General features: G+C 69.6%; 21 protein-coding genes and 1 pseudogene. 6 read left to right on the top strand and 16 right to left on the bottom strand.

Annotated features, from left to right (window positions below; all coding sequences use genetic code 11):
- From rarD to V2J18_RS03310, 3 genes are all read right to left on the bottom strand, one after another.
- Positions 1-909 (bottom strand): EamA family transporter RarD, encoded by a 909-nt coding sequence (gene rarD / locus V2J18_RS03320; protein ID WP_336130965.1) that lies wholly within the window; start codon positions 907-909, stop codon positions 1-3.
- Positions 906-1,850: a drug/metabolite exporter YedA gene (yedA, locus tag V2J18_RS03315; RefSeq protein WP_064745871.1), complete on the bottom strand. Its 945-nt coding sequence runs from the start codon at positions 1,848-1,850 to the stop codon at positions 906-908. The genes rarD and yedA overlap by 4 nt, the downstream gene beginning before the upstream one ends.
- Before the next feature lie 162 nt (positions 1,851-2,012).
- The gene (locus V2J18_RS03310; protein ID WP_336130964.1) at positions 2,013-2,513 is read right to left on the bottom strand and encodes a GNAT family N-acetyltransferase; all 501 of its coding nucleotides are present in this window, start codon (positions 2,511-2,513) and stop codon (positions 2,013-2,015) included.
- 146 nt (positions 2,514-2,659) lie between these two features.
- Here V2J18_RS03310 and V2J18_RS03305 point away from each other — a divergent pair, with 146 nt between their 5' ends.
- The gene (locus V2J18_RS03305) at positions 2,660-3,157 is read left to right on the top strand and encodes an Lrp/AsnC family transcriptional regulator (RefSeq protein WP_064745868.1); all 498 of its coding nucleotides are present in this window, start codon (positions 2,660-2,662) and stop codon (positions 3,155-3,157) included.
- Positions 3,158-3,270: 113 nt separating this feature from the next.
- Here V2J18_RS03305 and V2J18_RS03300 read toward each other — a convergent pair whose 3' ends face one another.
- On the bottom strand, positions 3,271-4,125 hold the full coding sequence (locus V2J18_RS03300; protein WP_064745867.1) for a bifunctional transcriptional activator/DNA repair enzyme AdaA: 855 nt from the start codon (positions 4,123-4,125) through the stop codon (positions 3,271-3,273).
- Between the two features lie 505 nt (positions 4,126-4,630).
- On the bottom strand, positions 4,631-6,844 hold the full coding sequence (locus tag V2J18_RS03295) for a carboxy terminal-processing peptidase (RefSeq protein WP_064745866.1): 2,214 nt from the start codon (positions 6,842-6,844) through the stop codon (positions 4,631-4,633).
- A 315-nt stretch (positions 6,845-7,159) separates the two neighbouring features.
- Here V2J18_RS03295 and V2J18_RS03290 point away from each other — a divergent pair, with 315 nt between their 5' ends.
- Positions 7,160-7,567 carry a hypothetical protein gene (locus V2J18_RS03290; RefSeq protein WP_336130963.1) on the top strand — a complete coding sequence of 136 codons (408 nt, stop codon included), beginning with the start codon at positions 7,160-7,162 and terminating at the stop codon, positions 7,565-7,567.
- Here the strand turns inward: V2J18_RS03290 and lipA are convergent.
- The 3 genes from lipA to V2J18_RS03275 all read right to left on the bottom strand — a co-directional run bounded on the left by lipA (position 7,561) and on the right by V2J18_RS03275 (position 9,739).
- On the bottom strand, positions 7,561-8,607 hold the full coding sequence (gene lipA, locus V2J18_RS03285; RefSeq protein WP_336130962.1) for a lipoyl synthase: 1,047 nt from the start codon (positions 8,605-8,607) through the stop codon (positions 7,561-7,563). The genes V2J18_RS03290 and lipA overlap by 7 nt on opposite strands.
- Before the next feature lie 167 nt (positions 8,608-8,774).
- A complete protein-coding gene (gene lipB / locus V2J18_RS03280) occupies positions 8,775-9,461 on the bottom strand; it encodes a lipoyl(octanoyl) transferase LipB (RefSeq protein ID WP_336133046.1) in 687 nt (228 codons plus the stop codon).
- Positions 9,461-9,739 (bottom strand): DUF493 family protein, encoded by a 279-nt coding sequence (locus V2J18_RS03275; RefSeq protein WP_064745863.1) that lies wholly within the window; start codon positions 9,737-9,739, stop codon positions 9,461-9,463. The genes lipB and V2J18_RS03275 overlap by 1 nt, the downstream gene beginning before the upstream one ends.
- A gap of 149 nt (positions 9,740-9,888) precedes the next feature.
- Here V2J18_RS03275 and V2J18_RS03270 point away from each other — a divergent pair, with 149 nt between their 5' ends.
- The 3 genes from V2J18_RS03270 (at position 9,889) to V2J18_RS03260 (ending at position 13,549) form a co-directional block, all read left to right on the top strand.
- Positions 9,889-10,434 carry an HAD family hydrolase gene (locus V2J18_RS03270; RefSeq protein ID WP_064745862.1) on the top strand — a complete coding sequence of 182 codons (546 nt, stop codon included), beginning with the start codon at positions 9,889-9,891 and terminating at the stop codon, positions 10,432-10,434.
- Positions 10,435-10,716: 282 nt separating this feature from the next.
- A complete protein-coding gene (locus V2J18_RS03265) occupies positions 10,717-11,646 on the top strand; it encodes a hypothetical protein (protein WP_141233291.1) in 930 nt (309 codons plus the stop codon).
- 133 nt (positions 11,647-11,779) lie between these two features.
- A complete protein-coding gene (locus V2J18_RS03260; protein WP_336130961.1) occupies positions 11,780-13,549 on the top strand; it encodes a PI-PLC domain-containing protein in 1,770 nt (589 codons plus the stop codon).
- A 133-nt stretch (positions 13,550-13,682) separates the two neighbouring features.
- On the opposite strand, the gene V2J18_RS03255 is transcribed toward V2J18_RS03260, so the two are convergent.
- The 4 genes and pseudogenes from V2J18_RS03255 to V2J18_RS03240 all read right to left on the bottom strand — a co-directional run bounded on the left by V2J18_RS03255 (position 13,683) and on the right by V2J18_RS03240 (position 18,899).
- Positions 13,683-14,918, bottom strand: a complete 1,236-nt coding sequence (locus V2J18_RS03255; protein WP_336130960.1) for a D-alanyl-D-alanine carboxypeptidase family protein — start codon at positions 14,916-14,918, stop codon at positions 13,683-13,685.
- A 186-nt stretch (positions 14,919-15,104) separates the two neighbouring features.
- Entirely contained in the window at positions 15,105-16,682 is a 1,578-nt protein-coding gene (locus V2J18_RS03250) for a septal ring lytic transglycosylase RlpA family protein (RefSeq protein ID WP_336130959.1), read from the bottom strand.
- 68 nt (positions 16,683-16,750) lie between these two features.
- A pseudogene (gene mltB / locus V2J18_RS03245) lies at positions 16,751-17,887 on the bottom strand (lytic murein transglycosylase B); the annotation flags it as partial.
- 190 nt (positions 17,888-18,077) lie between these two features.
- Positions 18,078-18,899 (bottom strand): arginase family protein, encoded by an 822-nt coding sequence (locus V2J18_RS03240; RefSeq protein WP_336130958.1) that lies wholly within the window; start codon positions 18,897-18,899, stop codon positions 18,078-18,080.
- A gap of 105 nt (positions 18,900-19,004) precedes the next feature.
- Here V2J18_RS03240 and V2J18_RS03235 point away from each other — a divergent pair, with 105 nt between their 5' ends.
- Positions 19,005-19,904, top strand: coding sequence for a LysR substrate-binding domain-containing protein (locus tag V2J18_RS03235; protein ID WP_064745856.1), 900 nt, complete (start codon positions 19,005-19,007; stop codon positions 19,902-19,904).
- Between the two features lie 8 nt (positions 19,905-19,912).
- On the opposite strand, the gene V2J18_RS03230 is transcribed toward V2J18_RS03235, so the two are convergent.
- From V2J18_RS03230 to V2J18_RS03215, 4 genes are all read right to left on the bottom strand, one after another.
- Entirely contained in the window at positions 19,913-20,821 is a 909-nt protein-coding gene (locus V2J18_RS03230; RefSeq protein ID WP_336130957.1) for a PhzF family isomerase, read from the bottom strand.
- A 90-nt stretch (positions 20,822-20,911) separates the two neighbouring features.
- Positions 20,912-23,416 (bottom strand): collagenase, encoded by a 2,505-nt coding sequence (locus V2J18_RS03225; protein ID WP_064745854.1) that lies wholly within the window; start codon positions 23,414-23,416, stop codon positions 20,912-20,914.
- Positions 23,417-23,965: 549 nt separating this feature from the next.
- On the bottom strand, positions 23,966-24,862 hold the full coding sequence (locus V2J18_RS03220) for a sterol desaturase family protein (RefSeq protein ID WP_336130956.1): 897 nt from the start codon (positions 24,860-24,862) through the stop codon (positions 23,966-23,968).
- Positions 24,863-24,990: 128 nt separating this feature from the next.
- Complete coding sequence (locus V2J18_RS03215) at positions 24,991-25,419, bottom strand: hypothetical protein (protein WP_336130955.1); 429 nt, start codon at positions 25,417-25,419, stop codon at positions 24,991-24,993.
- Between the last annotated feature and the right edge of the window lie 6 nt (positions 25,420-25,425).

Below are 25,425 nucleotides of genomic sequence, written 5' to 3'. Positions count from 1 at the left end.
TCAGGCCGCCTGCGCCGCCGCCGCGAGCCGGCGCGAGCGCAGCATGCCTTCGCCGACGAACACGATCAGGCCCAACCAGATGATCGCAAACCCAATCGCGCGGGTGTCGTCGAACGGCTCGCGCAATACCCACACGCCGATCAGGAACTGCAGCGACGGCGCCAGGTACTGCAGCAGGCCGATCGCGGTCAGCGAGACCCGCCGCACCGCATAGGCGAAACCGATCAGCGGCAGCGCGGTCAGCGCGCCGGCGATCACCAGCAGCAGGTCGGTGCCCAAGCCCCATTCGCCGAAGAAGCCGCCCTGGCCGTGGCTTTCGCCCCACAGCATCAGGCCCAGCGCGGGCAGGAACAGGTACACGTTCTCGACTCCCAGGCCGGTCACCGCCTCGACCGCGACCAGCTTGCGCACCAGGCCGTAGATCGCGAACGACACCGCCAGGCCGAGCGCGATCAGCGGCGGCTGGCCGTAGCGCAGGGTCAGCCACAGCACCCCGGCGAAGGCCAGCGCGATCGCGACCCACTGCACCGCGCGTAGGCGTTCGCCGAGGAACAGCACGCCCAGCATCACGCTGACCAGCGGGCCGATGAAGTAACCCAGGCTGCCTTCGAGCACGTGGCCGGCGTTGACCGCCCAGATGTACAGGCCCCAGTTGAACGCGATCAGCACGCCGCTCAGCGCCAGCATCGCCGCCTTGCGCGGCTGCGCCAGCACTTCGCGCAGCCAGTGCCGGCCGACCTTCCAGCACAGCCAGGCGGCGACCAGCAGGGTGCTCCAGACGATGCGATGGGCGACGATCTGCAACGACGGCACCGACTTGAGCAGGTGCCAGTACAAGGGCATCACGCCCCACAGCGCGAACGAAGCGATCGCGATCCACAGCCCGCGGCGATCGGCGACGAGATTCATGAGCCTTCCTTTTCTTGCGGCGCCGGCAGCGGCGCCGCCGGCTTGGCCGCGCGCGCGCGGGCCAGGGTGATGATGACCACGCCGACCAGGATCACCGCCATCGCGCCCAGGTCGTGCGAAGTGAAGCGTTCGCCGGCCAGCAGCGCGCCGAACAGCACCGCGATCGGCGGGTTGACGTAGGCGTAGCTGGTCGCCAGCGCCGGGCGCACGTGGTGCAGCAGCCAGATGTAGGCGGTGAAGCCGAAGATCGAACCGGCCACGACCAGGTACAGCAGCGCCGCGGTGGCGCCCGCGGTCGGCACCGCGACGATGCGCTCGCCGGTCAGCGCCGCGGCGCCGAGCATCCACACGCTGCCGGTCAGCATCTGCGCGCTGGCGGCCATGAACGGCGACGGCAGGTCCTGGTCGCGGCTCCAGATCGAGCCCCAGGCCCAGGCGATCGGCGCCACGATCAGGCAGACCAGGCCCAGGGTCGAGGCCGACAGTTTGCCGCCGGCATTGAGCCAGACCACGCCGAAGAAGCCGATCGTCAGGCCGACCCATTCGATCTTCGACGGATGGCGCCCGCGCAGCATCGCGAACACGCCGGCGAACAGCGGCATCGACGCCACTGCGATCGCGGCCAGGCCGGAATCGACCTCGGTCTCGGCCAGGTTCACCAGACCGTTCGACAGCAGCACCATCCAGATCGACAGCACCCACAGGGTGCGCCACTGCTTGCGCGTCGGCGGCGCGACGCCGCGCCAGCGCAGCACCGCGTACATGATCGCGCCGGCCAGGGCCATGCGTCCGGCGCCGAGCAGGAACGGCGGATAGCTGGCCAGGGCGAAGCGGATCGCCAGATAGGTCGAGCCCCACAGGATGTAGACCGAGGCCAGGGCGAAGGCGACGGCGAGGGGGCCGGGAGCGAGGCGTTCGGCGGAGGGGGCGGCGGCGCTCATGACGCGAATTTCCGAGGTCGGGGAACGGCGGGAGAAGCCGGCCGACGGAATCGGCCGATAAGCATTGGGCGAAGTCGTGTCGCAGCGGCAGCGGCCGCGCGACGCAGTGCAGCGGTAACTCCACGCCGTCGGCTGCGCTGGCGCGCGTCCGGCGACGGCCGATCAGGGTCGTGATTCGTAGCGCGATACCGCGGTCCGGCGGCTGCCTACGTCGCGGCGCCGCGGGTCGTCGAACACGTCGATGACCACGAAGCCGGCCTTGCGCATCATCCCCGCCGAACCCTCGTTCTCCTCGTGGCGCTCGACGTAGATCTCGCTCAATCCCATCCGCTGCAGGCGCGCGACCGCGGCGGTCAGCAACTGCGAGCCCAGGCCCCGGCCGCGATGCGCGCGGTGGACCACGGCCTCGCGGACATGCCCCTGCCATTCGACTTCGCGCCCGGCCGGCTGATAACGATGGAACGCATCGCTCGGCTCGAATGTGACCACGGCCACGATCGCACACTCCTGTACAGCCACCACGGCCTGGGTACGCCCACGCCGGATCGCCGCCAAGTGCTCGGCCAGCTCCAACTCGGGCAGGAAATTCCAGGGGTTGGGCCCGTGCTCGCGGATCAGGGCGAGGATCTCGCCGATCTGCTCGGGCACGGCAGCTTGCGTCACGTACCGGGACATCCCGGGGGCGTCCGTCTTGGGGGTGGGAGCGAACCATCACATAAAAATTCTTCATGCGATGAGATCACGAATAGCGTATCGATGTCAGTCAATTTGCGGTTGAAAATTTGCCCGCAGGAACGCAAAAATCTTGCATGACCGCACCCCTGGCTCTCGACGAGTTCGACCACAAACTGCTGGAACTGCTGCAGCGCGATGCCTCGGCCACGCTCAGCGAGCTCGGCGACGCCGTCGGCCTGTCGCCGAGCGCGGTGCAGCGCCGCATGACCCGCTACCGCCAGGAGGGCCTGATGCGTCAGGTCGCGGTGCTCGACCCGATGGCCCTGGGCAGCACGCTGGCCGCGGTCTGGGTGACGATGGAGCGCGAGTCGGCCGAGCGCCACGCCGCCTTCCACGCCCGCGTGCGCGCCGCCCCGGAGGTGCAGCAGTGCTACACCCTGGCCGGCGAATGGGACTACCTGGTGATCCTGGCCACCACCGGCGTCGCCCACTGCCGCCAAGTGGTCGACCGCCTGTTCCTCGACGAAGGCAACGTCAAGCGCTACGACACCCACCTGGTGTTCGACGTGGTCAAGCACGGCCTGGAGCTGCCGACCCGGGACGCGCCGCGGGCGGCGCGCAAGAGGCGGTAAGCCGGTGAGGCGGGGATTCGGGATTAGGGATTAGGGATTAGGGATTGGTAACAGCAAGAGCGAAAGCCGCGGCTTTTTGCCGAATCCCTGATCCCGAATCCCCCATCCCGGCTCTAAGCCCTCTCCCGCTCCAGCAGCCGTTCCTTCAAGGGCAAGCCCCAGCGATAACCGCCGAGCGAGCCGTCGCCGCGGACCACGCGGTGGCAGGGCACGACGACCGCGACGCGGTTGTTGGCGCAGGCCTGGGCCACCGCGCGCGCGCCGCGCGGGGCGCCGATCTGTTCGGCGATGGCGGCGTAGCTGCGGGTCTGGCCGGGCGGGATCTTCATCAGCGCGTCCCAGACTTTCTTCTGGAAAGCCGTGCCGATCAGGTCCAGCGGCACCTCCTCGCGCCGGCCGCCGAGGGTGTCGGCGACCGCGCGCAGGCGCGGGGCGAGGAATTCGTCGCGACCGGCATCGACCCGCTCCAGCTGCGCCTGCGGGAACTCGCGCCGCAGTTTGGTTTCCAGCGCCGCCGGATCGTCGCCGAGCTCGACCATGCAGATGCCGCGCACTGTGGTCGCGACCAGGGCGATGCCGATCGCGGTCGGCGCCAGGCTCCAGCGGATCTGCTCGCCGGCGCCGCCGGCGCGGTAACGCGCCGGGGTCATACCGAGCTTGGCGGCGCCGGCCTCGTAGACCCGCGACGGCGAGCCGTAGCCGGCGTCGTACAGCGCCGCGCTGACCTCCTGACCGTCGCGCAGCGCCGAGCGCAGGCTGCCGAGCTTGCGCTGGGCCAGGTACTCGGCCGGGCTCAGTCCGTAGCGCGCGCTGAAGCGACGCTGCAGGTGCGAGGCGCTGAGGCCGACCGCGGCGGCCAGCTCGTGCAGGCTGGGCTCGCCCGCATCGAGCAGGGCGCGGGCGCGTTCGAGCTTGTCGGCGGAAGACGTGCCGGCCGGGGCCGGGCGCAGTGCGGATTTGGCGTTCATGGCGTCCAGACTAGGCCTGCCCGGCGGCCGCGGCTATCCGCTTCTTGCGCGCCGTCGCGGGCGTTCAGTTCGAGCGTATTTCGCGGGCCTGGGCCTCGGCGCTGACGAACACCGCTGCGGTCGTCGCGGCTCACGCCGCTCCTACCAGGGCGGCGGCATCCCTCCCCTGTAGGAGCGGCGTAAGCCGCGACAGCCGAAGAGGACGAAATACCACGCCGCCGGCAGAAACGATGACGACCGGGCAACAAGCACTCGCGGGACGGTGCTTCGCAGCAAACGCTCGCGCACACCGCTGCGTTTGTCGCGGCTGACGCCGCTCCTACAAGAGCCGGCGGCGCCTCTCCCTGTCGGAGCGGCGTGAGCCGCGACCACCGGAACGGCCGATGGCACCGCAACAACCGCCGCGATGCGGATGCGTCGGACAAAACGAAACGCGCCCGGCGGGCGCGTTTCGCTGGTGCGATGCCCACGCTCGGCGCGGACGTGTTCGGTCGATGCGACGGCCTCAGTCGGCCCAATGCCCCGGGCGGGTCGCGGTCGGCAGCACTTGCGCCGACAGCTGGCGGTCGTTGTTGAGCAAGCGCACCGCGTCGGCCAGGATCGAGGCCGATTCGCGCAGCAGCGGGTCGGGACGCTTCTCGGCCAGCTTCTCGCGTGCCGCGTCCTTGACGATGTCGCGCTCGTTGCCGGACAGGCCGTCGTCGTTGGCGTCGTCGGCCAGCGGGTCCAGGGCCAGGCCCAGTTGCTTGCGCTCGGCCTGGCGCAGCTTGCGCTTGGCGTCGTCGCGGTCGCGCTCGGCGCGGCGCTCGGCCTCGTTGAGCGAGACCGACTTCTTGGCCCGCTCGGCGCGGAATTCGGCCACGTCCTGCGACCACCACTGGAACTCCTTGTCGGAGCCGATGCGGGCGCTGTGCAGGCCCTCCAGCTTCGGCAGCAGCGGCGCGAAATTGCCGTAGCTGGTGTGGTCGACCGCGGCGATCTTGGTCCACGGCAGCGCGTTGTCGTAGGTGCTTTCGCCGTACTCGGTGGCGTCGACCGACACCGGGAAGGCGATGTCCGGCACCACGCCCTTGTTCTGAGTCGAGCCGCCGCTGACGCGGAAGAACTGGGCGATGGTCAGCTTGACCTGGCCGAAGCGCGCGCTCTCGTTGGCCGGCCAGCGGTCGAGGTCGACCAGGTTCTGCACCGTGCCCTTGCCGAAGCTGGTCTCGCCGATGACCAGGCCGCGGCCGTAGTCCTGGATCGCGCCGGCGAAGATCTCCGAGGCCGAGGCCGAACCGCGGTTGATCAGCACCGCCAGCGGGCCTTCCCAGGCGATGCCGGTGTCGCTGTCGCCTTCGACGCTGACCCGGCCGCCGGATTCGCGCACCTGCACCACCGGGCCGCGGTCGATGAACAGACCGGTGAGCTCGATGGCTTCGTTGAGCGAGCCGCCGCCGTTGTTGCGCAGGTCCAGCACCACGCCGTCGACCTTGTCGCCGCGCAGCTTGGTCAGCAGCTTGGCCACGTCGCGAGTCGCCGAGGCGTAGTCGTTGGCGTTCTTGCGCCGGCCTTCGAAGTCCTGGTAGAAGCCCGGCAGCTTGATCACGCCGATGCGCTTGGCCGGCGCGTCGCCGGCCGCCGGGATGTCGATGATCTCCGACTTGGCGGCCTGATCTTCCAGGCGCACCTTGTCGCGCACCAGCACGATCCGGTTGGGCTTGCTGTCCAGGCCGGCCTCGGCCGGAACCACGTCCAGGCGCACCTTGGTGCCCTTGGCGCCGCGGATCTTGGCGACCACGTCGTCGATGCGCCAGCCGATCACGTCCTCCATCGCCCCGCTTTCGCCCTGGCCGACGCCGACGATGCGGTCGCCGGCCTTGAGCAGGTTGCTGCGCGAGGCCGGGCCGCCCGGGATGATCTCGCGGATCGCGACCACGTCGTCCTGCTTCTGCAGCTGCGCGCCGATGCCGTCCAGCGACAGCGACATGGTCATGTTGAAGTTGTCGGCCGACTTCGGAGTCAGATAGTCGGTATGCGGATCGATCGCGTTGGCGTAGCTGTTGACGAAGGTCTGGAACACGTCTTCGCCCTTGAGCTCGGCGATGCCCTTGCTCAGGTTGGCGTAACGCTTGTCCAGGGTCTTGGCGATGTCTTCGCTCTTCTTGCCGGCCAGCTTCAGGCGCAACCAGTCGTTGCGCACCGACTGCTTCCACAGCGCGTCGAGCGCGGCGGCGTCGGCGACCCACGGCGCGTCCTTGCGGTCGTACTCGTAGCGGTCGCTGCCGTCGAATTCGAAATTGCCCGGCTGCTTGAGCAGGCCGCGCGCGTAGGCGACGCGCTGATCGACGCGCTGCTTGTAGGTGGAGAACATCGCATACGCCGGGCTCAGGTCGCCGCTCTTGATCGCGTCGTCGAGCTTGGTCTTGTAGGCGTCGAAACGGGCGATGTCGGCGGCGGTGAAGAATTGCTTGCCGGCGTCGAGCGCTTCCAGGTAGCGCTTGTACATGTCGGCCGAGAGCGCGTCGTCGAGCGCGCGCGGCCGGTAGGCGTAGCGGCTGTCGGACAACAGGCCGTAGACCAGCTTGGCGGCGGTGGTCTGGTCCGCGGTCGGAGCGGTCGGCAACGCCGCCGAACCGGCGGTCGGCGCCACCGCTTCCGGACGCGCCAGCAGGGCCAGCGGGGCGGTCAGCAGCAGCCCTGCGAACAGGGTAAGGGCACGCGTGTTCTTGGGGGTCATCGCGGAATCTTCTCGGCGTGGGCCGGCGTCGAAAGCATGGTCCGGCCTTGGACAAGCCCACAGTGCCGAAAGTTGCCGGCGCTGTCACGCCCGTCCGGCGCGATTGCGTGTTGCAGCCGTGAAAGCGGTTCAGTTTGGCCGGCCGAAGCGTTAGCGAACGGTTAGACGGCCATTTGCGGGCCTGTCCCGCCCCTGCCCCGGTGCCGTATTAAGGCCAACGGCAGCGGCCGGCCGCTCCGGCCGGGCTTGCGGCGGCGGCGCCGGGCGTGCGCCAATCGCGCGGTCGCGGCCCGGCCGCATTCCAAGGACCCGGAAATGACCGCTCTACCCTGGCGCCCCCGGCGCGCCGTCCGCTCCGTCGCGCTCGCGACGCTGCCGGTCCTGCTCGGCGCCTGCGCGGGCGATCCGCTCCGCGACGAGGTCCAGGCGCGAATCCAGGCCCTGCTGCGGACGCGGGAGCGCGCGCTGGTGTCGGCCGCCGTCCTGACCGGCTTCCGCTGGCGGCAGCTCTGCTTCGGCGAGGACACGCCGCCGCAGTTGCGCTTCCGGATCGACGGCGGCGAACGCCTGATCGCGCTGGATGCCGGCTACTACGTCGCCGAGCCCTACGTCGCCGGCTCGCCGGCCGGGCGCTGCCTGCCCCCGGACGCGCGCCTGCAGCTGCGCCGCCGCCCAGGCGGCGGCACGATCGAACTGCGCCTGGCGGACCCGCCGGCTCAGTGATTGGCGGTGTCGGCGAAGCCGGCTTCGATCGCCTGGCGATCGGCGTGGTAGGACGAGCGAACCAGCGGGCCGGAGGCGACGTGGGTGAAGCCCAGCGACAGGCCGTAGACCTCGAGCTGCTTGAACTCGTCCGGGGTCCAGTAGCGCAGCACCGGGTGGTGGTGCGCGGTCGGCTGCAGGTACTGGCCGATGGTGATCATGTCGACGTCGTGGGCGCGCAGGTCGCGCAGGGTCGCCTGCACCTGCTCCATGGTCTCGCCCAGGCCGAGCATGATCCCGGACTTGGTCGCGACCTGCGGGTGCTGGGCCTTGAACTTCTGCAGCAGGGTCAGCGACCACTGGTAATCGGCGCCCGGTCGGACGTTGGCGTACAGGTCCGGCACCGTCTCGACGTTGTGGTTGAACACGTCCGGCGGGTTGTGGGCCAGGATCTCCAGCGCCCGTTCCATGCGGCCCTTGCCGCGGAAATCGGGAGTGAGGATCTCGATCTTGGTGCGCGGGCTTTCGTTGCGCACCGCGGCGATGCAGTCGACGAAGTGCTGGGCGCCGCCGTCGCGCAGGTCGTCGCGGTCGACGCTGGTGATGACCACGTACTTCAGGCCCATGTCGGCGACGGTCCGCGCCAGGTTGGCCGGTTCGCTCGGGTCCGGCGGCTTGGGCCGGCCGTGGGCGACGTCGCAGAACGAGCAGCGGCGGGTGCAGACCTCGCCGAGGATCATGAAGGTCGCGGTGCCGTGGCTGAAGCACTCGTGGATGTTCGGGCAGCTGGCTTCCTCGCACACCGTGACCAGCCGGTTCTCGCGCAGCTTGGCCTTGAGCTGCTGGACCGAGTTGCCGGACGGAATCCGCACCCGGATCCACGACGGCTTGCGCAGCACCGGCGCCTCGGCGAACTGCACCGGCGAACGGTTGATCTTGTCGCCGCCGAGCTGCTTGGCGCCGGGAGCCAGGGTGGTGGACTGCAACACCGCCGGGGCCGCGACCGGGTCGGCCGCGCCGACGACGGTGAGCGGGATGGTCTTGGTCGCGGTGTCGCTCATCTGGGCATTCGACTCTGATTCGTTGAACCCCCTCTCCCGCGGGCGGGAGAGGGCTGGGGTGAGGGCATCGGCGGCCGGTGTCATCGCGGCAGCGGGCGGATACGCTTGCCCTCATCCGCTCTGCGGGCACCTTCTCCCGCAAAGCGGAGCAGGGAAAAACCGGCGGCCTAGGCGAAGCTCGGCGGCGCCGCGTCCTCGACGGTCAGCCCGAACTGGCGCGCGATCTGCGCCACCAGCATCGGCTTGACCTGGTCCATGCCCGAGGGGCCGCCCAAGTCTACCACCGAGGTCACCTGCAGCCCCTGGTAGCCGCAGGGGTTGATCCGGCGGTAGGGCTCCAGGTCCATGGCGATGTTGAACGCCAGGCCGTGGAAGGTGCAGCCGCGGCGGACCCGGATGCCCAGGGCCATGACCTTGGCCCCGGCCACGTACACGCCCGGGGCGCCGTCGCGGCGCGCGCCTTCGATGTTCCATTCGGCCAGGGTGTCGATCACCGCCTGCTCGATCCGGTCGACGTACTCGCGCACCCCGACCCTGAGCCGACGCAGGTCCAGCAGCGGATACAGCACGATCTGGCCGGGGCCGTGGTAGGTCACCTGGCCGCCGCGGTCGACGTGGATCACCGGGATGTCGCCCGGCATCAGCACATGCTCGTCCTTGCCGGCCTGGCCGAGGGTGAACACCGGATCGTGCTCGACCAGCCACAGCTCGTCGGCGGTGCCGCCGTCGCGGGCGTCGGTGAAAGCCTGCATCGCCCGCCACACCGGCTCGTAGGGCTGGCGGCCGAGGTCGCGCAACTGCGCCGGCGGCGGCGCCGCGGCGCCGGCGCCCAACACTTCGGCGACGGTGTCGATCAGAGCGTCCACTTCACTTCCGGATGGTCACGCAGCACCTGGTGGGCCAGATCGTACTGGGCGCGGTCCTGGGCGCGGAAGCTGATCCGTACCGACACGTATTTGCCGGTCGAGGAATGCTTCCACTGGATGGTTTCGGTCAGCACGTCGAGCCCGGCCTGCAGCAGCCGCTGCGGCAGCTCGCGCTCCAGCCCGGCCTCCGCCGAGCCCATCGCGCTGAGCTCGAACACACCGGGAAACTGGAAGCCGTGGTCGGGATTGTCGGAATGAAGGTCCATGGCGGCCATTATGGGTCCGCCGCCGGGGCAACCCAAGCGCAGCGGTGGGACGGCGGCGTGCCGGCGCTGGAACGGCGGGGGGCGGGGCGTGGATCGCCGGGACGGAGCGCCAGGATCGGCACAGGACCGGGTCGTGCCAGACTCCGGCCATGACTGCCGCCGTCCACGACCGCTTGCTGCTGGTGCTCGATCTCGACGAGACGCTGATCCATGCCAGCGAAGTCGAACTCGACCGGCCCGCGGACTTCTTCGCCCTGCACTACCACGTCTATCGCCGGCCGCATCTGCAGCGCTTCCTCGACCACGTCCTGGCGCGCTACCACGTCGGCGTATGGACCTCGTCGGGCGAGGTCTATGCGGCGGCGGTGGCAGCGATGCTGTTTCCGCACGGTGCGCTGCGCTTCCTGTGGGCGTCGCCGCGCCTGACCCTGCGCCGCGACTGGAACACCGGCGAGTACGAGGGCCGCAAGCAACTGCGCAAGCTCAAGCGCCATGGCTACCGGCTGGAGCGGGTGCTGGCGGTCGACGACAGTCCGTTCAAGCACGCCGACAACTACGGCAACCTGGTGTGCGTGCGCGAGTACCTCGGCGAGGACGAGGACGACGACGAGTTGCTGCGGCTGACCGATTACCTGGACCGGCTCGCCGACGAGCCGAACGTGCGCCGGATCGAGAAGCGGCGCTGGCGAGGGTGACGAGCGGACGATTCGCCCCCCTGACGTCGGTTCCGCGAACGCAGGCTGCACGCCGCTTCGCGCAGCCGAACCCCCAGGGCTTCGCCGACGCACGGCTCTGAAGTCTCCGGCGCCCCGCTTTCGCGAAGGTGGCGGCGGGAGCGTCGCTCGCTGAATCGGCCGCGTTCGCGACCCGCTTCTCATTATCCGCCGCGCGTTTCTCAACGCCTGCAATTCCCATCTGTTATCACTGTGGACCTCGGACCGCAGAGCGGCGCCCCCGCGCCGTGGGACATCAGCGCCATGCCTGTCAGCCAATCCACCGCCCTGTCGCTGCGCGGCCAGTTCCGCAGCCTGTACACCTCGCTCAAGCGCACCGGCCTGCTGCAGCGCACGCCGGTGGTGTTCTGCGAGGGCGACTCCTGGTTTTCCACTCCCTTGGCGATGAACCTGCTCGACTGGATTGTCTCGCCGGCGCCGGACGAGGAGGAACGCGGGGTACCGCTGTTCGGCCAGGGCGGGCTGTTTTTCCGGGTCGAACGCAGCGGCGACCACGCCGCGCGCAATCCCGAGGCGCCCAAGCGCTCGATGTTCGTGCGCGAGCACATCGACGATCTGATGGCCTGGTATTCCCGCTTCGAGTTCGACCTGATCCTGCTCAGTGCGGGCGGCAACGATTTCGTCGGTCCTTTCCTGGCCCGCACCTTCGCCGGCCACAGCAGTCTGGATGCCGACGCGGCCTTCCAGCGCGTGCTCGACAGCGGCCAGTACGCGCGCGTGCGCGAGGCCTATGCGCTGTTCCTGCAGGCCGCGATCGCGGCGCGGCCGCGGGTGCCGGTGCTGGCGCATACTTACGACTACCCTCGCCTGATCGGCCGCTCCGGCCCGCTGACCCTGGGCAACATCGGCGTCGCCGCAGCCCTGAAGAAAAGCGTCGGGCCGTGGATCGGCCCGCACCTGGGCGCGATCTCGCGCGGCAATCCCGCCGACACCGCGGCCGAGCGCCGCCGCTTCGCACGCCTGCTGATCGACGGCTTCGAACGCCACGTCCTGCGCGCGCTCAAGGCCGATCCGCGCTTCGCCGCCACCTTCGACTATGTCGACCTGCGCGGCGTGCTGGCCGACGACAGCGACTGGTTCGACGAGATGCATCCCACCGAGGCCGGTTTCCACGACCTGGCGGTCCGTTTCCGCGCTCGCATCATCGCCGCCCTGCCCGCGTCCAAGCGCTGACCGCGCCATGCCGGGCACGTCGCGCTTCACAGGCGCGACGCTCGCGCGCTCCTGCTGATACGCCGCGCGTTCGCGGCGCCATGCGCGCCCGGCGACGGAGGGACGCGCGTCGCCATCACGCGGGAATCCCATCATGAAGAACGTGTTCTTCGGCCTCGGCCTGAAATACGCCGATGCCGGCACCCATCCGCACGTCGCGCTGGGCGACGACGGCCGTGTACTCGCCGTGTGCCAGGACCAGGGCATCACCCTCAGCTACCGCACCGGCCGGCTCGACCAGATGGCCATCGTCTGGGGCGACGGCGCCGACTACGGCCGCGGCCAGCGCCCGGCGATCGCCATGCAGGGCGACTACCTGGTCGAAGTCCATCGCGGCGAAGACCGCGACGGCCTGTACAGCCGCATCGGCGTGTGGAACCGGGACGGCGTGGCCTTCGGCCAGGCCCGCCGCTACGCCAGCGGCACCAAGCCCAGCGTGGCGATGAACCGCGAATGGGTGATCGAAGTGCACGAGTCGTCCTGGAATCGGACGATCTGGTGCAACATCGGCCGCTTCGTGCTGGACCGCGACGAGATCGACTGGAACGGCAATCTGTACCTGGGCGACGGCAACCGCCCCAGCGTCGCGATCAACCAGGCCGGACAGATTGTGATCGCGCACGAATCCGACGACGGCGATCTGTATCTGCGGGTCGGCCGGATCGAGGCGCTCGACGCCGAGCACGGCCAGGACCCGCAAATCGTCTGGGACGCGCCGCAACGCTACGCCGCCGGCGCGCGTCCGTGCGTAGCGCTCAATCACGACGGCGACGTGATCGCGGTGCACGAAGCCGGCGACGGAACGGCGCTGATGCAGATGTTCGGCAGCATCGTCGAGGGCAAGGTCGTGTTCGCCGACGAACCGCAGCCATTCGACGACGGCCAGCGGCCGGCGGTGGCGTGCCGCGGCAACAAGGCGGTGCAGGTGCATCAATCGGAGAACTTCTACACCCTGTGGGCGTCCAGCTCGCGCATCGTCGATCGCTCGCGCTGGATGCAGGACCACCTGGACCGGATCGGCGCGCGCACGTTGCCGCAGTTGACCACCGGCGCCTCGCACGATGCCGGCATGTACCAGCACGGCACGCTGATGACCCTGGGCAAGACTCAGGACCTGAACCTCTATCAGCAGCTCAGCAACGGCATCCGCTATTTCGACCTGCGGCCGAAGTGGAGCGACGGCCGGCTGTACGTCGCCCACGGCCCGATCACCGGCCCCTCGCTGACCCAGATCGTCGACGACATCGCGCGATTCATGGCCGAAGGCCATCGCGAGTTGGTGACCCTCAAGTTCTCCCACTACGCCGGCTTCGACAATCCGGTGTACGAGTACCTGGTCGAACTGCTGCAAAGCAGGCTCGGCGCTTGGCTGTACCGCGGCCTGCCGCGCGGCCGGCGCCTGGCCGAGATCCCGCTGCGCGACTTCGTCCAACACAGCGGCGTGGTGCTGGCGGTCTGCGACGAGGACTATCCGGTGCGGATACCGGCGGCCGGAATCTGGGTCTATCGCGATTCCGAGTCGGCGACGGTCGAGCAAGGCGATCTGCGCGTGTTCGACCGCTACTCCAACACCACCAGTTTCGAACGCATGAGCGCCGACCAGTTGCAGAAGTTCGCCGACTACAACGGCATGTGCGTCGGCGACGAAGCGCTGCCCTGCGACCAGTTCCTGTTGTCCTGGACCCTGACCCCGTTCACCGGCGTCTGGCCGGTGTCCAAGGAGGCCAACCGCCAGCTCGGCGCGTGGATGGCCGCCACCCCGCGCGAGAACGAGCACGACCGGGTGATCAACCTGCTCTACGTCGACTACGTCGAGTACGCCCGCGCCACCGACGTGGCGATGAGCATGAACGGCATCGACTAACGCACGCCGCGCGGCGATATGCGCGCCGCCCCAAACGACGACGAGCCGGCAATGCCGGCTCGTCGTCGTTCGCCCCCCGTCGGAAAAGGGGGCCGGGCGGGGATCGCGCTTGCGCTACCTCAGCGCACCAGCCTCACGACTCCCACCACATCCAGAACTCGTCCCACAGGCGCTTGAAGAAACCGCCCTCTTCGACCGCGGCCAATGCCACCAGCGGGCGCTGCGCGACCACCTTGCCGCCGAGCATGACCTTGACCGAACCGATGGCCTGCCCCTTCTTGATCGGCGCGACCAGGGTCTTGGGCACGTCCATGCTCGGCTTCAGCAGCGGGTACTTGCCGCGCGGCACGGTCACCAGCAGCGGCTCGGCGACGCCGAGCTGGATCTCGTCGGACGCGCCCTTCCACACCTTCTGCTTGGCGATGGACTTGCCGGCGTCGTAGAGCTTGTGGGTTTCGTAGAAACGGAAGCCCCAGTTCAGCAGCGCCTGGCTGTCGGTGGCGCGCTGCGCCTCGGAGGTCGAACCCATCACCACCGAGATCAGGCGCTGGTCGCCGCGCTTGGCCGAGGCCATCAGGCAGTAGCCGGCCTTGGAGTGGTGGCCGGTCTTGATGCCGTCGACCGAAGAATCGCGCCACAGCAGCAGGTTGCGGTTGGGCTGGGTGATCGGCCCGACCGTCAGTTCCTTGATCTTGTTGTACGAGTAGGCGACCGGGAAGTCGCGCACCATCGCGCGGCCGAGCAGGGCCAGGTCGCGCGCGGTCGAGTAATGGTTCGGGTCGGACAGGCCGTGCGGATTGACGAAGTGCGAGTTCTTCAGACCGATGCGCGCGGCGTACTGGTTCATCAACGCGGCGAACGCGTCCTCGCTGCCGGCGACGTGTTCGGCCAGGGCGATCGCGGCGTCGTTGCCGGATTGCACCACCATGCCCTTTTCCATCTCGACCAGCGGCGCGCTCTTGTTGACCTCGAAGCCCGAGTAGCTGCCGTCGGTGCCCGCGCCGCCCTTGCGCCAGGCGTTCTCGGTCATCATCACCTGGTCGGTGTCCTTGACCTTGCCGCCGGCCATTTCGGCGGCGATCACGTAGCTGGTCATGACCTTGGTGATGCTGGCCGGCTCGACCCGCAGGTCGGGGTTGTGGCTGGCCAGGACGTTGCCGCTGGCCGCGTCCATCAGCACCCAGGCGGTGCCCTGGATCGCCGGCGGCGGCGGCACCGGCAACGCGTCGCTGGCCGGCGGTTGCGCGGCGGCCGGCGCGGCGGTCGCCCCCGCAGGCGCCTGCGCGGCGGCCAGGCCGGCGGCGGTGGTGACCAGGAAGGCCGAGGACAGCGCGAGGGCGGCCGCGCGCGGGGTGAAGCGGAATTTCATCGTTGAACTACTCCGGAGGCCGCTACCGGAACGGCCGGGGACGGGAAGGGTCCGGCGCCGCCGTCCTGGCGCACGCTGCGGATCGGGCCGGACCGGGCGCTCCTACCCGGTCCGCGAAACCGTGCATCCTGCCTCAGATCGACCGAGCTTGCAGCCCAAAAGGCCGTTGACGCCCGCCGCGCGCGCTCACTCGCGCACGCGCTGGGGCTGGCCGAACCCCAGACCGACGATGCGCGCGGCAAGTTCCGGCGCGGCCGCGGCCTGCAGTGGACCGACCCGCAGGCGCCAGATCTTCTGGCCGTTGGCGGCGTTGCCGTCGAGCAACCGGGCCTCGTCGATGCCGGCGCCGCGCAGCATCGACAGGGCGCGATCGGCGTTGCTGCGGGCGGAGAAGCTGGCGACCTGCAAGGTCACGTCGCCGTCGCGCGGCGCCGCGGCGGCGACCACCGCGGCGGCCTTGGCCGGGCTCGGCGGCGGCGGCGCGGCAGGCGGTGCCGGCAGGGCCGCGGACGATGCCGCGGTCGCGGCCACGGCGGTCGCCGGAGCGGCCTTGCCGGCCTTGCGCGCGGCCTTTTCGGCCGCGGCCAGCGCGCGCGCCTGTTCCTTCTGCTGCCTGGCCAGGGCGCGCTGCTCGGCCCGGGTCAGCGGTTTCGGCGGCGCAAGCTGCACGCCCTTGCCGGTGGCGACGCGCACCTGGCGCGACTTCATCCAGGCGTCGAATTCGTCCGCCGTCATCGACTTGCCGTTCTGCATCATGTCGAAGCGGTAGTCGTACGCACCGCCGGCGGGCTTGGCCGCGCTCGCGGTGGCGGTGGCGGCCGTCGCGGCCGCGGCGGCCGGCTTGCCGGTGGCGACCGTGGTCTTGACCGGAGCGGCCGCGGCGACCGGCGCCGGCTTGCCGGTGGCGATGCGCACGCCCGGCGGCAGTTCGCCGGCGTTGGCGCTGGCGATCGGCATGGCCGACACCAGACGGTCGATCGCGCTCGGCTTGACCGGTTTCTCGCTGCCCGGCGGCGGGTTGTTGGCGGCGCGGGCGTAGACCGGCGGCGGCGCCTCGCCCGGATGCAGGGCGCGCACTTCGACCCGGCCGGTGCCGCGCTGGGTGATGCCGAGCTTGACCGCGGCGGCGTAGCTGAGATCGATCACGCGCCCGTCGTGGAACGGGCCGCGGTCGTTGACCCGCACCGTCACCGCCTTGCCGTTGTCCAGGTTGGTGACCCGGGCGAAGCTCGGCAGCGGCAGCGACTTGTGCGCGGCGGTGAAGGCGTACATGTCGTACACCTCCAGGTTGGAGGTGCGGCGGCCGTGGAATTTCTGGCCGTAGTAGGACGCCGTGCCGGTCTCGACGTAGTCCTCGTGCGAGTCCAACACCTTGTAGCTCTTGCCCAGCACCTTGTACGGCGAACGGTTGCCGAACTGCGAGCGCGCCTCGGCGACGACCTCCGGCTCGGGAATCGCATCGACGTCGGGGATGTAGTCCGGCGTGGAGTCCTTGACCCCCGGTGCGTACAGGCCGCCGGCCTTGTAGTTGCCGCGCTTGCTCAGGTCTTCCTGGGCCGGCGCGTAAGGCGATTTCTTGCCGCGTCCCGGCGCGTGCGCCGGCAGGCCGCTGCTGTGGACGCGATCGCGGTCCGGCAGGGCCAGGGCTTCGGAATTGGATTTCTTGGGGGCGCTGGCGCAGGCGGCGAGGGCCAGCGGCAGCACGGCGGCGGCGAGCCGCCCGATCGTCGCGATCGGCGGCCGCTTCGTGCCGTGGCCGCTCATGCCTGCGGCGCCTTGGCGGGCGCGGGGCGGGCCGGCGCGGCGGGAACGGCGTTGGATGCGGTATCGGTGGCCAAGGGATTCTCCCGTCCGGCGATCGCTTCCGCCAACTGGTACACCGCCATGCCGTAGTGCTTGGAGATGTTGTAGCGGGTGATCGCGTAGAAATTGCGGAAACCGAGCCAGTATTCGGGACCGTTGACGCCGTCCAGGTTCAGCAGCGTCGCGGTCTCGGTCGACGCCACCGGCGTCAGCGGACGATAGCCGCGCGCGGCCAGATCGCTGAGCGAGTACACCGGGTCCAGGTTGTCCGGTACGAAGTCCTGCGCGGTCGCGTCGCGGTTGGCGCGCGCCACCACCGGGCCGCCGCGCACCCAGCCGCCCTTCTTGACGAAGTAATTGGCGACCGAGGCGAACACGTCGTCGAGATCGGTGAACAGATCGCGCTTGCCGTCGCCGTCGCCGTCCACCGCGAATTCGCGGTAGCTCGAGGGCATGAACTGGCCCCAGCCCATCGCCCCGGCGTAGCTGCCGGTGAGGGTGGCGATGTCGATCTTCTCTTCCTTGCCGAGCGCGAACAGCTGCGCGAGCTCGCCGCGGAAGAAAGCCTCGCGGCGGTTCTCGCGATCGGCCTTGGCCGGGTCGCCGCTGCGCGGATAAGCGAACGCCAGGGTGTACAGCGCATCGACCACGCTGTACTTGCCGGTGTTCTTGCCGAAGCTGGTTTCCACGCCGACGATCGCCACGATCACTTCGCCCGGCACGCCGGTCGCGGCCTCGACCCGCGCCAGTTGCGCGCGATGCTCGGCGAGGAAGGCCTTGCCGCCGTCGATGCGCGCCTGGGTGATGAAGATCGGCCGGTAATCGCGCCACGGCTTGGCCTCGGCCGGCCGCGACATCGCCGCGACGATGCTGTCGCGGATCTGCGCCTTGGCCAGCACCGATTCGATGTAGGCCGGGTCGATCGCGTACTTGGCCGCGGTATCGCGCACGAACTGCGCGCGCGCCTGCTCGATCGGCATCGGCACCACCGGGTCGGGCAAGGCCGGCGTGCCGACCGCCGGAGGCGGCGCCGCGGCCGGAGCCGGGGCTTTCTGCTGGACGGGGGTGGAAGCGATCGGCGCCGTCGGCGCCTGCGTAGCGCAGGCGGCCAACGCCAAGGTGAGGGCGCCGAGCAGGGCGCAACGGGCGTAGGGACGTCGGGTCATCGGGGCGAGGTTAGCATGCGACCGCGACCGAAAAAAACCTTGGGACTTCGGGACTTAACCGATTTTATTCATGTGAGGTTGTCGAAGCGGAACCCGCGGACGCGACGGCCGCGGCGGCCCGCTCGCGACCCGGCAAACATGAACAGGCTGAAGAGGGCTGAAGGGGGCGGAAGGGATTAAGCGTCCGCGACTAATCCCCTCCGTCGCGGTGCGGCGCGGTCTCGATCATCCGCCCGCCCAGTTCCTTGACCAGCTTCGCCGCCACCGCCGCGGCCAGGTTGGCGATATCGCAGCTCGGGTTGTACTCGACGATGTCGCCGGCGACGATCGGCTGGGCGATGCCCTGCAGCAGATCGATCACCTGCCGCGGCGAGGCGCCGCCGGGTTCGCGGTGCGACACGCCCGGCGCATAGGCCGGGTCGAGTCCGTCCAGGTCCAGCGACACGTAGACCGGCGTGTCCAGTTGCAGGCGCAAGCCCTCGCGCCAGGCCGCCGCCTCGATCACCTCGACCCCGAAGCGTTCGAACTGCGCGCGATGTTCGTCGTTGATCGTGCGCAGCCCGATCTGGATCAAGCGGTCGGCCAAACCTTCTTCCATGATCCGCGCGAACGGCGAGGCGTGCGAATGCGGATTGCCCTGATAGGCGTCGTACAAATCGGCATGCGCATCGATATGGACGATGGTCAGGCGCGGCTGATGGCGGCGCACCGCGCGCAGGATCGGATGGGTGACGGCGTGATCGCCGCCCAGACACAGCAACGGCCCGCCCGCGGCCAGCGCGCGCTCCACCCCGCGCTCGATCGTCTGCCACGGGTCGACGCCGTCGTCGAAGCGCAGGTCGCCGTGATCGAGCAGGCGTCCGGGCGCGCCGAAATCGATCCCGCTTTCGCTGCGGATGCTGTAGGCGTCGCAGTGCAGCTCGCGCCGGATCAGCGGCGGCGCCAACGCGCTGCCTTTCAGGTACGAGGAGTTGTCGTCGTTGGGAATGCCCAGCAGCGATAGCGCGGTCATGGCGGAGGGTCTCGCAAGGCGGTCGAAGCACCGGCGGCGACCTTAGCCCCCGGCCTTTGCGCAGGTCTACTTCGCAAAACTGATCGATACGGTTAGATTTTCTTGATGTTCGATCTGGCCCGCCTGCGCCTGCTGCGCGACCTCGCCCGCCTCGGCACCATGACCGCGGTGGCGCAGGCGCATCGGCTGACCTCGTCGGCGGTATCGCAGCAGCTGGCGACCCTGCAGCGCGAGGCGCGCGCACCGCTGTTCGAGCAGGTCGGCCGCCGCGTGCGCCTGACCGCCGAGGGCGAGCGCCTGGCCGCGCACGCCGAACGCATCCTGCAGGCGGTCGAAGCCGCGGCGCTGGACCTGCGCGGCGCCGCGCAGTCGCCGCAGGGCGAACTGCAGGTCGCCTGCTTCGCCAGCTACGCCAAGCGCCATCTATTGCCGGCCATCCTGCGCCTGCGCGAGCGTCATCCGGCGCTGCGCGTGGTGGTGCGCGAACTCGAACCGCCCGATGCGCTGGATGCCGTGCGCGACGGTCGCTGCGATCTCGCCTTCAGCTTCGCTTACAGCCTGGTGCCGCGCCCCGTCGCCGCCGACCTCGCCTCGCGCACGGTATTCGAAGAGCCGGTCCGACTGGCCTTGCCGCCGTCGTGGCGACGCAGACGCGGCGCGGTCGAACTGCGGGCGCTGGCCGAGGCCGAATGGATCGTCGGCTCGCGCCAGACCGACGACGGCCTGCTCGCCGAGCGCGCCTGCGCCGCCGCCGGCTTCGCGCCGCGGATCAGCCACACCGTCGACGACTACGACCTGATGCTGCGCATGGTCGCGGCCGGTCTCGGGGTCGGCTTCGTGCCGCAACTGGCGCTGGAACCCTCGCGCATCGACGGCGTGGCGGTGCGCACGGCCGCCGGCGCGGCGTTGAGCCGCCGCGTGCAGGCCGCGACCCGCCCGGCCCTGGTCGCCTCGCCGAAGCTGCGCGCATTACTGGCCGAACTGGGCGCGGCGCCGATCGCCTGAGCGCGCGCTCAGAGCACCATCGCGGTCTCGAACACGATCACCGCGTCGCCCCCGATCCGCACCGACACCGGCACGTCGCCTTCGACCGCGACTTCGACCCGCACCCGCCCGGGCCGGCCTATCGCCTCGCCCTGCCCCATCGTCGCCGACAGGCCGTCGCGGTACCGCGCGCGCTCGATCAGGCCGTAGCGCACCAGGTAGGCGCCGAGCGGGCCGTTGGCGTTGCCGGTGACCGGGTCTTCGGCGATGCCGATCGCCGGCGCGAACATGCGTCCGTGCGCGAGCACGCCGGGTTCGGGCGCGTCGAGCGCGAACACGTGAAACCCGTTGCAGCCGATGGCGCGGCTGATCGCCGCCAGCCGGGGGCCGTCCGGCGTCAGCGCGTCCATGCGCCGGCGCGAACGCAGCGGCACCATCACCTTGGAGTGGCCGGTGGACACGACCTGGATCGGGCCCTCGCCGAACTCCGCCGCTGCGATGCCGAGCGCGTCCGCCAGCGCCTGCCGTTGCGCAGCGTCGAATGCATGCTCGAACGAGGGCGGGTTCTGCCGCATCCACACCCGCACCTCGCCCGCTTCGGCCGGCTCGATATCGATCTGCATCACCCCGGCGCCGGTCAGCTGGCGCAGCCGGCCGCGCGCGCCCAGGACCTGCGCGCGCACGTAGTGCGCGGCGACGGTGGCGTGGCCGCACACCGGCACCTCCACGGTCGGGGTGAAGTAGCGGATCCACACCTCGTGGCTGTCGTCGCGCGGCGCCAGCACGAAGGCGGTTTCGGAGTTGTTGAGCTCGCGCGCGATCGCCAGCATCTGCGCCTCGCTCAGGCCGTCGGCGTCGAGCACCACCCCGGCCGGGTTGCCGGCGAAGCGCCGGCGGGTGAAAGCGTCGACTTGGAATACGCGGTAGTTGCGGCTCATGCAGTGGCCGGGACGAGGGGGTTGAGCGAGCTTAACCCCCTGCGTCCCTTTGTGCCGGAAACATGCCCCGCTGCTGCACCTCTTGCGACGCTAGATCTGCGGCAACCCCGTCCGATCGTTAGGGAAGGCATTGCACCAATGAGACCAATCGTTCGGCACCGGCCCCCAGGCCGCCACGTAGGTCGGGCTACCGCACGTCAGCACATCGCCAGCCGGCACCGCCTCGCCGATGAGCTGCAAAAGGTACTCGCGATCGGTTCGCGGCAACTGGTAGCAGCCGGTCGGGTTGCCGCGCGGAGTGATGCACTTCGCGCGGCCGCTGGCGGCGTCCAGCGCCACGACGGTGTTGCGATAGACGTACCAGCCGCTGTTACCGGCGGACTGGCAACTGGCGCTGCCGGCCACGCAGTCCAGCCAGTTGCCGAAGTCCGCGTCGTAGCCGGTCCCGATCGCCGCGATGTGCTGCTTGTAGCGATCGTACTGTCCGGGCCGCAGATAGGACAGGATGGTGCTCACATCGCCGCTGCGCTTCTCGAACATGTAGCGCACGGCCAGATACCCGCCCTGGTAGACCCGCGCTTGGTCGCCGTAGCCGTTCTGGAACAACTGGCTGAGCGTCCAGGGTTTGCGCGCTGCTTGTTCGCGGGCGCGGGTGTTTTCCTGATTCAGATAGGACCATGAAATGTATTCCGCCAGCCCTTCCGTCCACCACACCGTGCCCTGGCTGTAGCCCGTCATGAAGTCGCCGTACAGGTTGTAGCGGCCGTCGAGGTAGTGCACAAACTCGTGCTCCAGATTCCAGATCTGGAACGTCGGCCGGACCCATTCGGCCTCGTAGGCGATGAAGCGGGGCTGATTGCCGGCCACCGCGGGATTGCCTTCCAGATAGACGCCGCCGTTGTTGGAATCGTTGCCGTAGATCGCGCTGGAATACCTTGCGTAGTCGGACGAACTGTTGAAGATCACCATTTCCAGCGCGGTGTTGTTGTCGTTGCCGACCGGCAGGTTCCTAGTGGCCAGGGCGCGATGGAAGTAGGCCTGTTCGCCGGCGACGGAATCGCAGGCGCTGCGCAGTTCATCGGCCGAAATGCTCTGCGCGCGGATGCTGATGGTCGGGCTGCAGGCGTGCTGAACCGGCAACACCGCCGCGCGCAGATCGTCCCTGTAGTTGCACAGGCCGTACCTCTGGCAATTATCGCGATCGTAGGTTTCGACGTATTGGCCGAAGATGGTGCGCAACGGCGCCGTCGCATTGTTGAACGCCGTCAGCTCCACCAGCTGGTCGACCTTGGCGGCGGCGTAGTCCTTGATGCCGCCCGGGTACCGCATCTGCCGCGACAGCTCGCGTGCGGCGTTGAGCACCAGATACTCCTTGCCGCCGCCGAGCTTGCCGAGGTTGCTGCGAATGAAGCTCGACAGCGTATCGGCCAAGCCGGAAGCGGCCTGCTCGGTCAGGCCGGGCAGCTCGACGCCTTGGTTGAACAAGACGAAGAAGCAGTTGTTGAGCGCCCGCTCCATGAAGTAGCCGTAGGCATCGTCGTAGTTTGCGAGCAGGGTGCGGACCTGCGGCAGGAACCGGGCGTTCTCACGGGCCGAGTCGATCATGATCACGGCTTCGGCCAGGATTTCGCCGTGCGCGTCGTTCTCCAAAGCCAGGGCCACGTTGTTTGCGAAGAACGCATCGAGCGCGGCGCGCACGGACTGGGCGACGGCCGTGTTGAATGCCCCCAGCCCCTGGTCACGGTACTTAAACTGATTGTAGTAACCGGCGCGAACGAAGATGATCAGCTGCAGGATATCCTGGTCGTTGTCGCCATCGTAGCCCGGCGCGAGCCGGGCGATTTCGTCGGCAACGGCGGCCATCTTCTCGTTGGTGAAGGTCCGCAGCGCGTCGTCCCGGGACAGACCGAACAGGGAGTTCACGCAGGCCGTATCGGCATGCTTGAGCCTTCCCAGCAGATCCGCGCCGGCCGCATCCGCGAACGCGCAACCCTCATCTCCGGCGGCACCCAGCAGCGCGCGGCTGCCGGCGCCCGTGGCTGCGTGCAACGCGTCCTGCCCCGGGTTCGCACGCTTGGCTTGCGCTTTCTGCGACGGACGCTTGCGGTCGAATGCTTCGATCGCGGCTTGCTCCTCGCCGATCTTGACCCGATAGGCCTGCGGGTCACGGCTCGGCGGCACCAGCGCCGGTTCCAGCGGCCGCGCCTGGACATGCGCGCCGCCGAACATCGCTTCGCTCATCGAGGCCGCAGGCCCCGGGCGCGAATACGCGCCGGCCGGAGAGTGTGGGCGCCCCGAACGAGAATGGCTGTGGTCCTCCCCGCCCATCGCGTAGGCATCGCGCGAAGGTAACGGAGTACCGCCGGGACCGAGCAGCGCGTAGTTCCCATCCTGCGCCGACAACCGCCCCGGCTTTTCCGCGCCGAACATCTTCGCCAGCCAGGCATCGGCCACGGCCACCGGACCGGGCGCGCGATCGCGAGCATCCGACACCGCGCTCCCGTCGCCCTCGGTGGACACCCCGACCAGGACGAAACTCAGCAATGCCGCGCCGACCGCCATGAAGCCGACGTTTTTCTTCTTCGAGTGCAACATCGTAACCCTCCTGTTCAGGATCAGGCGATGCTGGCTGCCACCGATGCTGATCGAGGCGCACGGCAGATACGGCCTGAACGTTGCGATTGGAGGCAGTGATCGATCACCGCCCGCGTGCGGCTACGGCAAGCTCGGTCGAGCGGTTCGCCATCGTCGCGACGGCGGTGCCTGAGTCGTGTTCCGGCACCCGCTAAACCCTGCTGCGCCATAACCCGCGAACATTTAGGCACGCACGCGCGGAAAGTCGTATACGGAATACTCCTATAAGAATCTTCCTAGGCCCCCTGCGCAGAGACCGGCGATCGCCCAGCGCTTGCGTTGCCGCCGTCGAGCGCAGCAGACTCGCAGACCCCGCCGACGACGATGCAAGCGGTAGCGCGGTCGAAGCGGTCGGACGCTGGCCCGCCGGCTGCAGATGTTGCGAACCTCGCCGATCCGTCCACACGGCGCGGACGCGCACGTTCGCGGCGTTCGATTCGCCGACGCAGAGGCCGGACCCGAAGCCCCGATGCAGCCGTGCGCAGCGCGCGCCGGCTCTGGAGCGCTCCGTCAGTGCCGCGCCTTGGCCCGCGTCGCCACCGTGTCGGCGCTGGCCGGCTCGCGGAACGGCAGCAGGTACATGCGCCAGATCGACGGCTGCTCCGGACCGATCCCGGTCTGTTCGACCGCGCCGCGGCCGAAGGTGCCGAACACGCGATCCCAGACGATGGCGTTGCAGGCGTAGTTGCTGTTGCTGTGCTCGAACACCTGTGAGTGGTGGCGGCGGTGGTGATGGCCGGCGGTGAAGAACAGGTTCCACAGCGGCGTGTGCAGGCGCAGGTTGGCGTGGGCCAGGGTCGTGTTGAGCAGCGACAGCATCGCCGCCGCCGCGACGATCTGCGCCGAGATCCCGGTCAGCGCCGCGACCAGGGTCAGCGGCAGGGCCAGGAACACCGCTTCGAAGGGATGGTTGCTGCCGACGTTGAGCGCGTGCAGGTTGTGGAAGCCGTGGTGGAAACCGTGCCCGGTCAGCCGCCACAGCCAGGCCCAGCGGTGGATCGCGCGGTGGACCCAGTAATAGATCAGGTCGCCGACGAAGAACAGCAGCAGCGCCTGCAGCGGCCACGGCCAATGGTGCGGCCACAGGGCCGCGCCCACCGGCCCGCGCGCGCCGGCCAGCAGCCGCGGCAGCCAGGCCTCGTACAGCCCGACCAGCAGCGCGGCGACCACGACGCCGAACAGATACACCCCGACCGGCTTGAGCTTGGCGACGCCGCTGAGCCGCCACTGCGGCATCGCCGGCCGCCATCGCTCCAGGCCTTCCATCGCCAGCAACAAGGCGGCCGCGGTCGCCAGCATGGCGCCCTCGCCGCCGCCCAGCGCCCACCACAGCGCCAGGCCGGCGGCGATCAGCAAAGGATGGCCGCAACGTTCGAACAGGCGCACGAGCAAGGACGATCGAGGCATCGCGGGCGATCCGTCGGCGGTCTCGCGCCACGGCGGCGCGCACCCCTGGCGAGAACGCACGATAGCGCCCGCGCCGGCCGCCGCCTTGGCCCGCGATTGCGAATCGGCGCCAGAGCGCGCGGTGCCGGCTAGCCGTTGGCGTTGCCGATGGTCAGGTGCAGCGCCGGCTGCGGCTCGCGCGGCAGGCCCAGCTCCTCGCGCAGACCGAGCAGGGCCGGGCAACGCACCGGACACCAGACATAGCCCTGCGCCTCGCGCACCTGCGGGTCGTAGTCGAAACCGACCGTCGCTCCGTCCAGGCGCTTCCACGTCGCCGGCCGCGGCGGCGTTTCGCCCCGGACCACCGAGATATGCGGGCCCCACAACGGCGCCTGCAGGCTGCGCGTGCGCCGATGGCCGAGCAGGTATTGATGGCGCAGATAGCGGCCGAGTTCGGGGTCGCAATCCACGATCAGCCACCACACGGTACTGCCGCCGTCGCGGCGCCGATGACCGCCGCGGCCCAGTTGCGGGCTGTAGCGCAGAGTGCCGGTGGAGGGAAGCCAGACGGACGTCATGGCCAC

Origin of the sequence: Lysobacter firmicutimachus, assembly GCF_037027445.1 — a bacterium.
Lineage (GTDB): Bacteria > Pseudomonadota > Gammaproteobacteria > Xanthomonadales > Xanthomonadaceae > Lysobacter > Lysobacter firmicutimachus.
The sequence above is the reverse complement of the archived record's forward strand: the minus strand, read 5'-3'. Positions and strand labels throughout refer to the sequence as shown.

Bases quoted from the DNA above. Each gene is read 5' to 3' on its own strand.
- V2J18_RS03275 (WP_064745863.1), bottom strand. From the start codon at position 9,739: ATGGACCTTCATTCCGACAATCCCGACCACGGCTTCCAGTTTCCCGGT.
- V2J18_RS03215 (WP_336130955.1), bottom strand. From the start codon at position 25,419: ATGACGTCCGTCTGGCTTCCCTCCACCGGCACTCTGCGCTACAGCCCG.
- V2J18_RS03260 (WP_336130961.1), top strand. From the start codon at position 11,780: ATGAAGAACGTGTTCTTCGGCCTCGGCCTGAAATACGCCGATGCCGGC.
- V2J18_RS03295 (WP_064745866.1), bottom strand. From the start codon at position 6,844: ATGACCCCCAAGAACACGCGTGCCCTTACCCTGTTCGCAGGGCTGCTG.
- V2J18_RS03235 (WP_064745856.1), top strand. From the start codon at position 19,005: ATGTTCGATCTGGCCCGCCTGCGCCTGCTGCGCGACCTCGCCCGCCTC.
- V2J18_RS03290 (WP_336130963.1), top strand. From the start codon at position 7,160: ATGACCGCTCTACCCTGGCGCCCCCGGCGCGCCGTCCGCTCCGTCGCG.
- V2J18_RS03300 (WP_064745867.1), bottom strand. From the start codon at position 4,125: ATGAACGCCAAATCCGCACTGCGCCCGGCCCCGGCCGGCACGTCTTCC.
- rarD (WP_336130965.1), bottom strand. From the start codon at position 909: ATGAATCTCGTCGCCGATCGCCGCGGGCTGTGGATCGCGATCGCTTCG.
- yedA (WP_064745871.1), bottom strand. From the start codon at position 1,850: ATGAGCGCCGCCGCCCCCTCCGCCGAACGCCTCGCTCCCGGCCCCCTC.
- V2J18_RS03265 (WP_141233291.1), top strand. From the start codon at position 10,717: ATGCCTGTCAGCCAATCCACCGCCCTGTCGCTGCGCGGCCAGTTCCGC.
- V2J18_RS03250 (WP_336130959.1), bottom strand. From the start codon at position 16,682: ATGAGCGGCCACGGCACGAAGCGGCCGCCGATCGCGACGATCGGGCGG.
- V2J18_RS03220 (WP_336130956.1), bottom strand. From the start codon at position 24,862: ATGCCTCGATCGTCCTTGCTCGTGCGCCTGTTCGAACGTTGCGGCCAT.
- V2J18_RS03255 (WP_336130960.1), bottom strand. From the start codon at position 14,918: ATGAAATTCCGCTTCACCCCGCGCGCGGCCGCCCTCGCGCTGTCCTCG.
- V2J18_RS03270 (WP_064745862.1), top strand. From the start codon at position 9,889: ATGACTGCCGCCGTCCACGACCGCTTGCTGCTGGTGCTCGATCTCGAC.
- lipA (WP_336130962.1), bottom strand. From the start codon at position 8,607: ATGAGCGACACCGCGACCAAGACCATCCCGCTCACCGTCGTCGGCGCG.
- V2J18_RS03240 (WP_336130958.1), bottom strand. From the start codon at position 18,899: ATGACCGCGCTATCGCTGCTGGGCATTCCCAACGACGACAACTCCTCG.
- V2J18_RS03305 (WP_064745868.1), top strand. From the start codon at position 2,660: ATGACCGCACCCCTGGCTCTCGACGAGTTCGACCACAAACTGCTGGAA.
- V2J18_RS03230 (WP_336130957.1), bottom strand. From the start codon at position 20,821: ATGAGCCGCAACTACCGCGTATTCCAAGTCGACGCTTTCACCCGCCGG.
- V2J18_RS03225 (WP_064745854.1), bottom strand. From the start codon at position 23,416: ATGTTGCACTCGAAGAAGAAAAACGTCGGCTTCATGGCGGTCGGCGCG.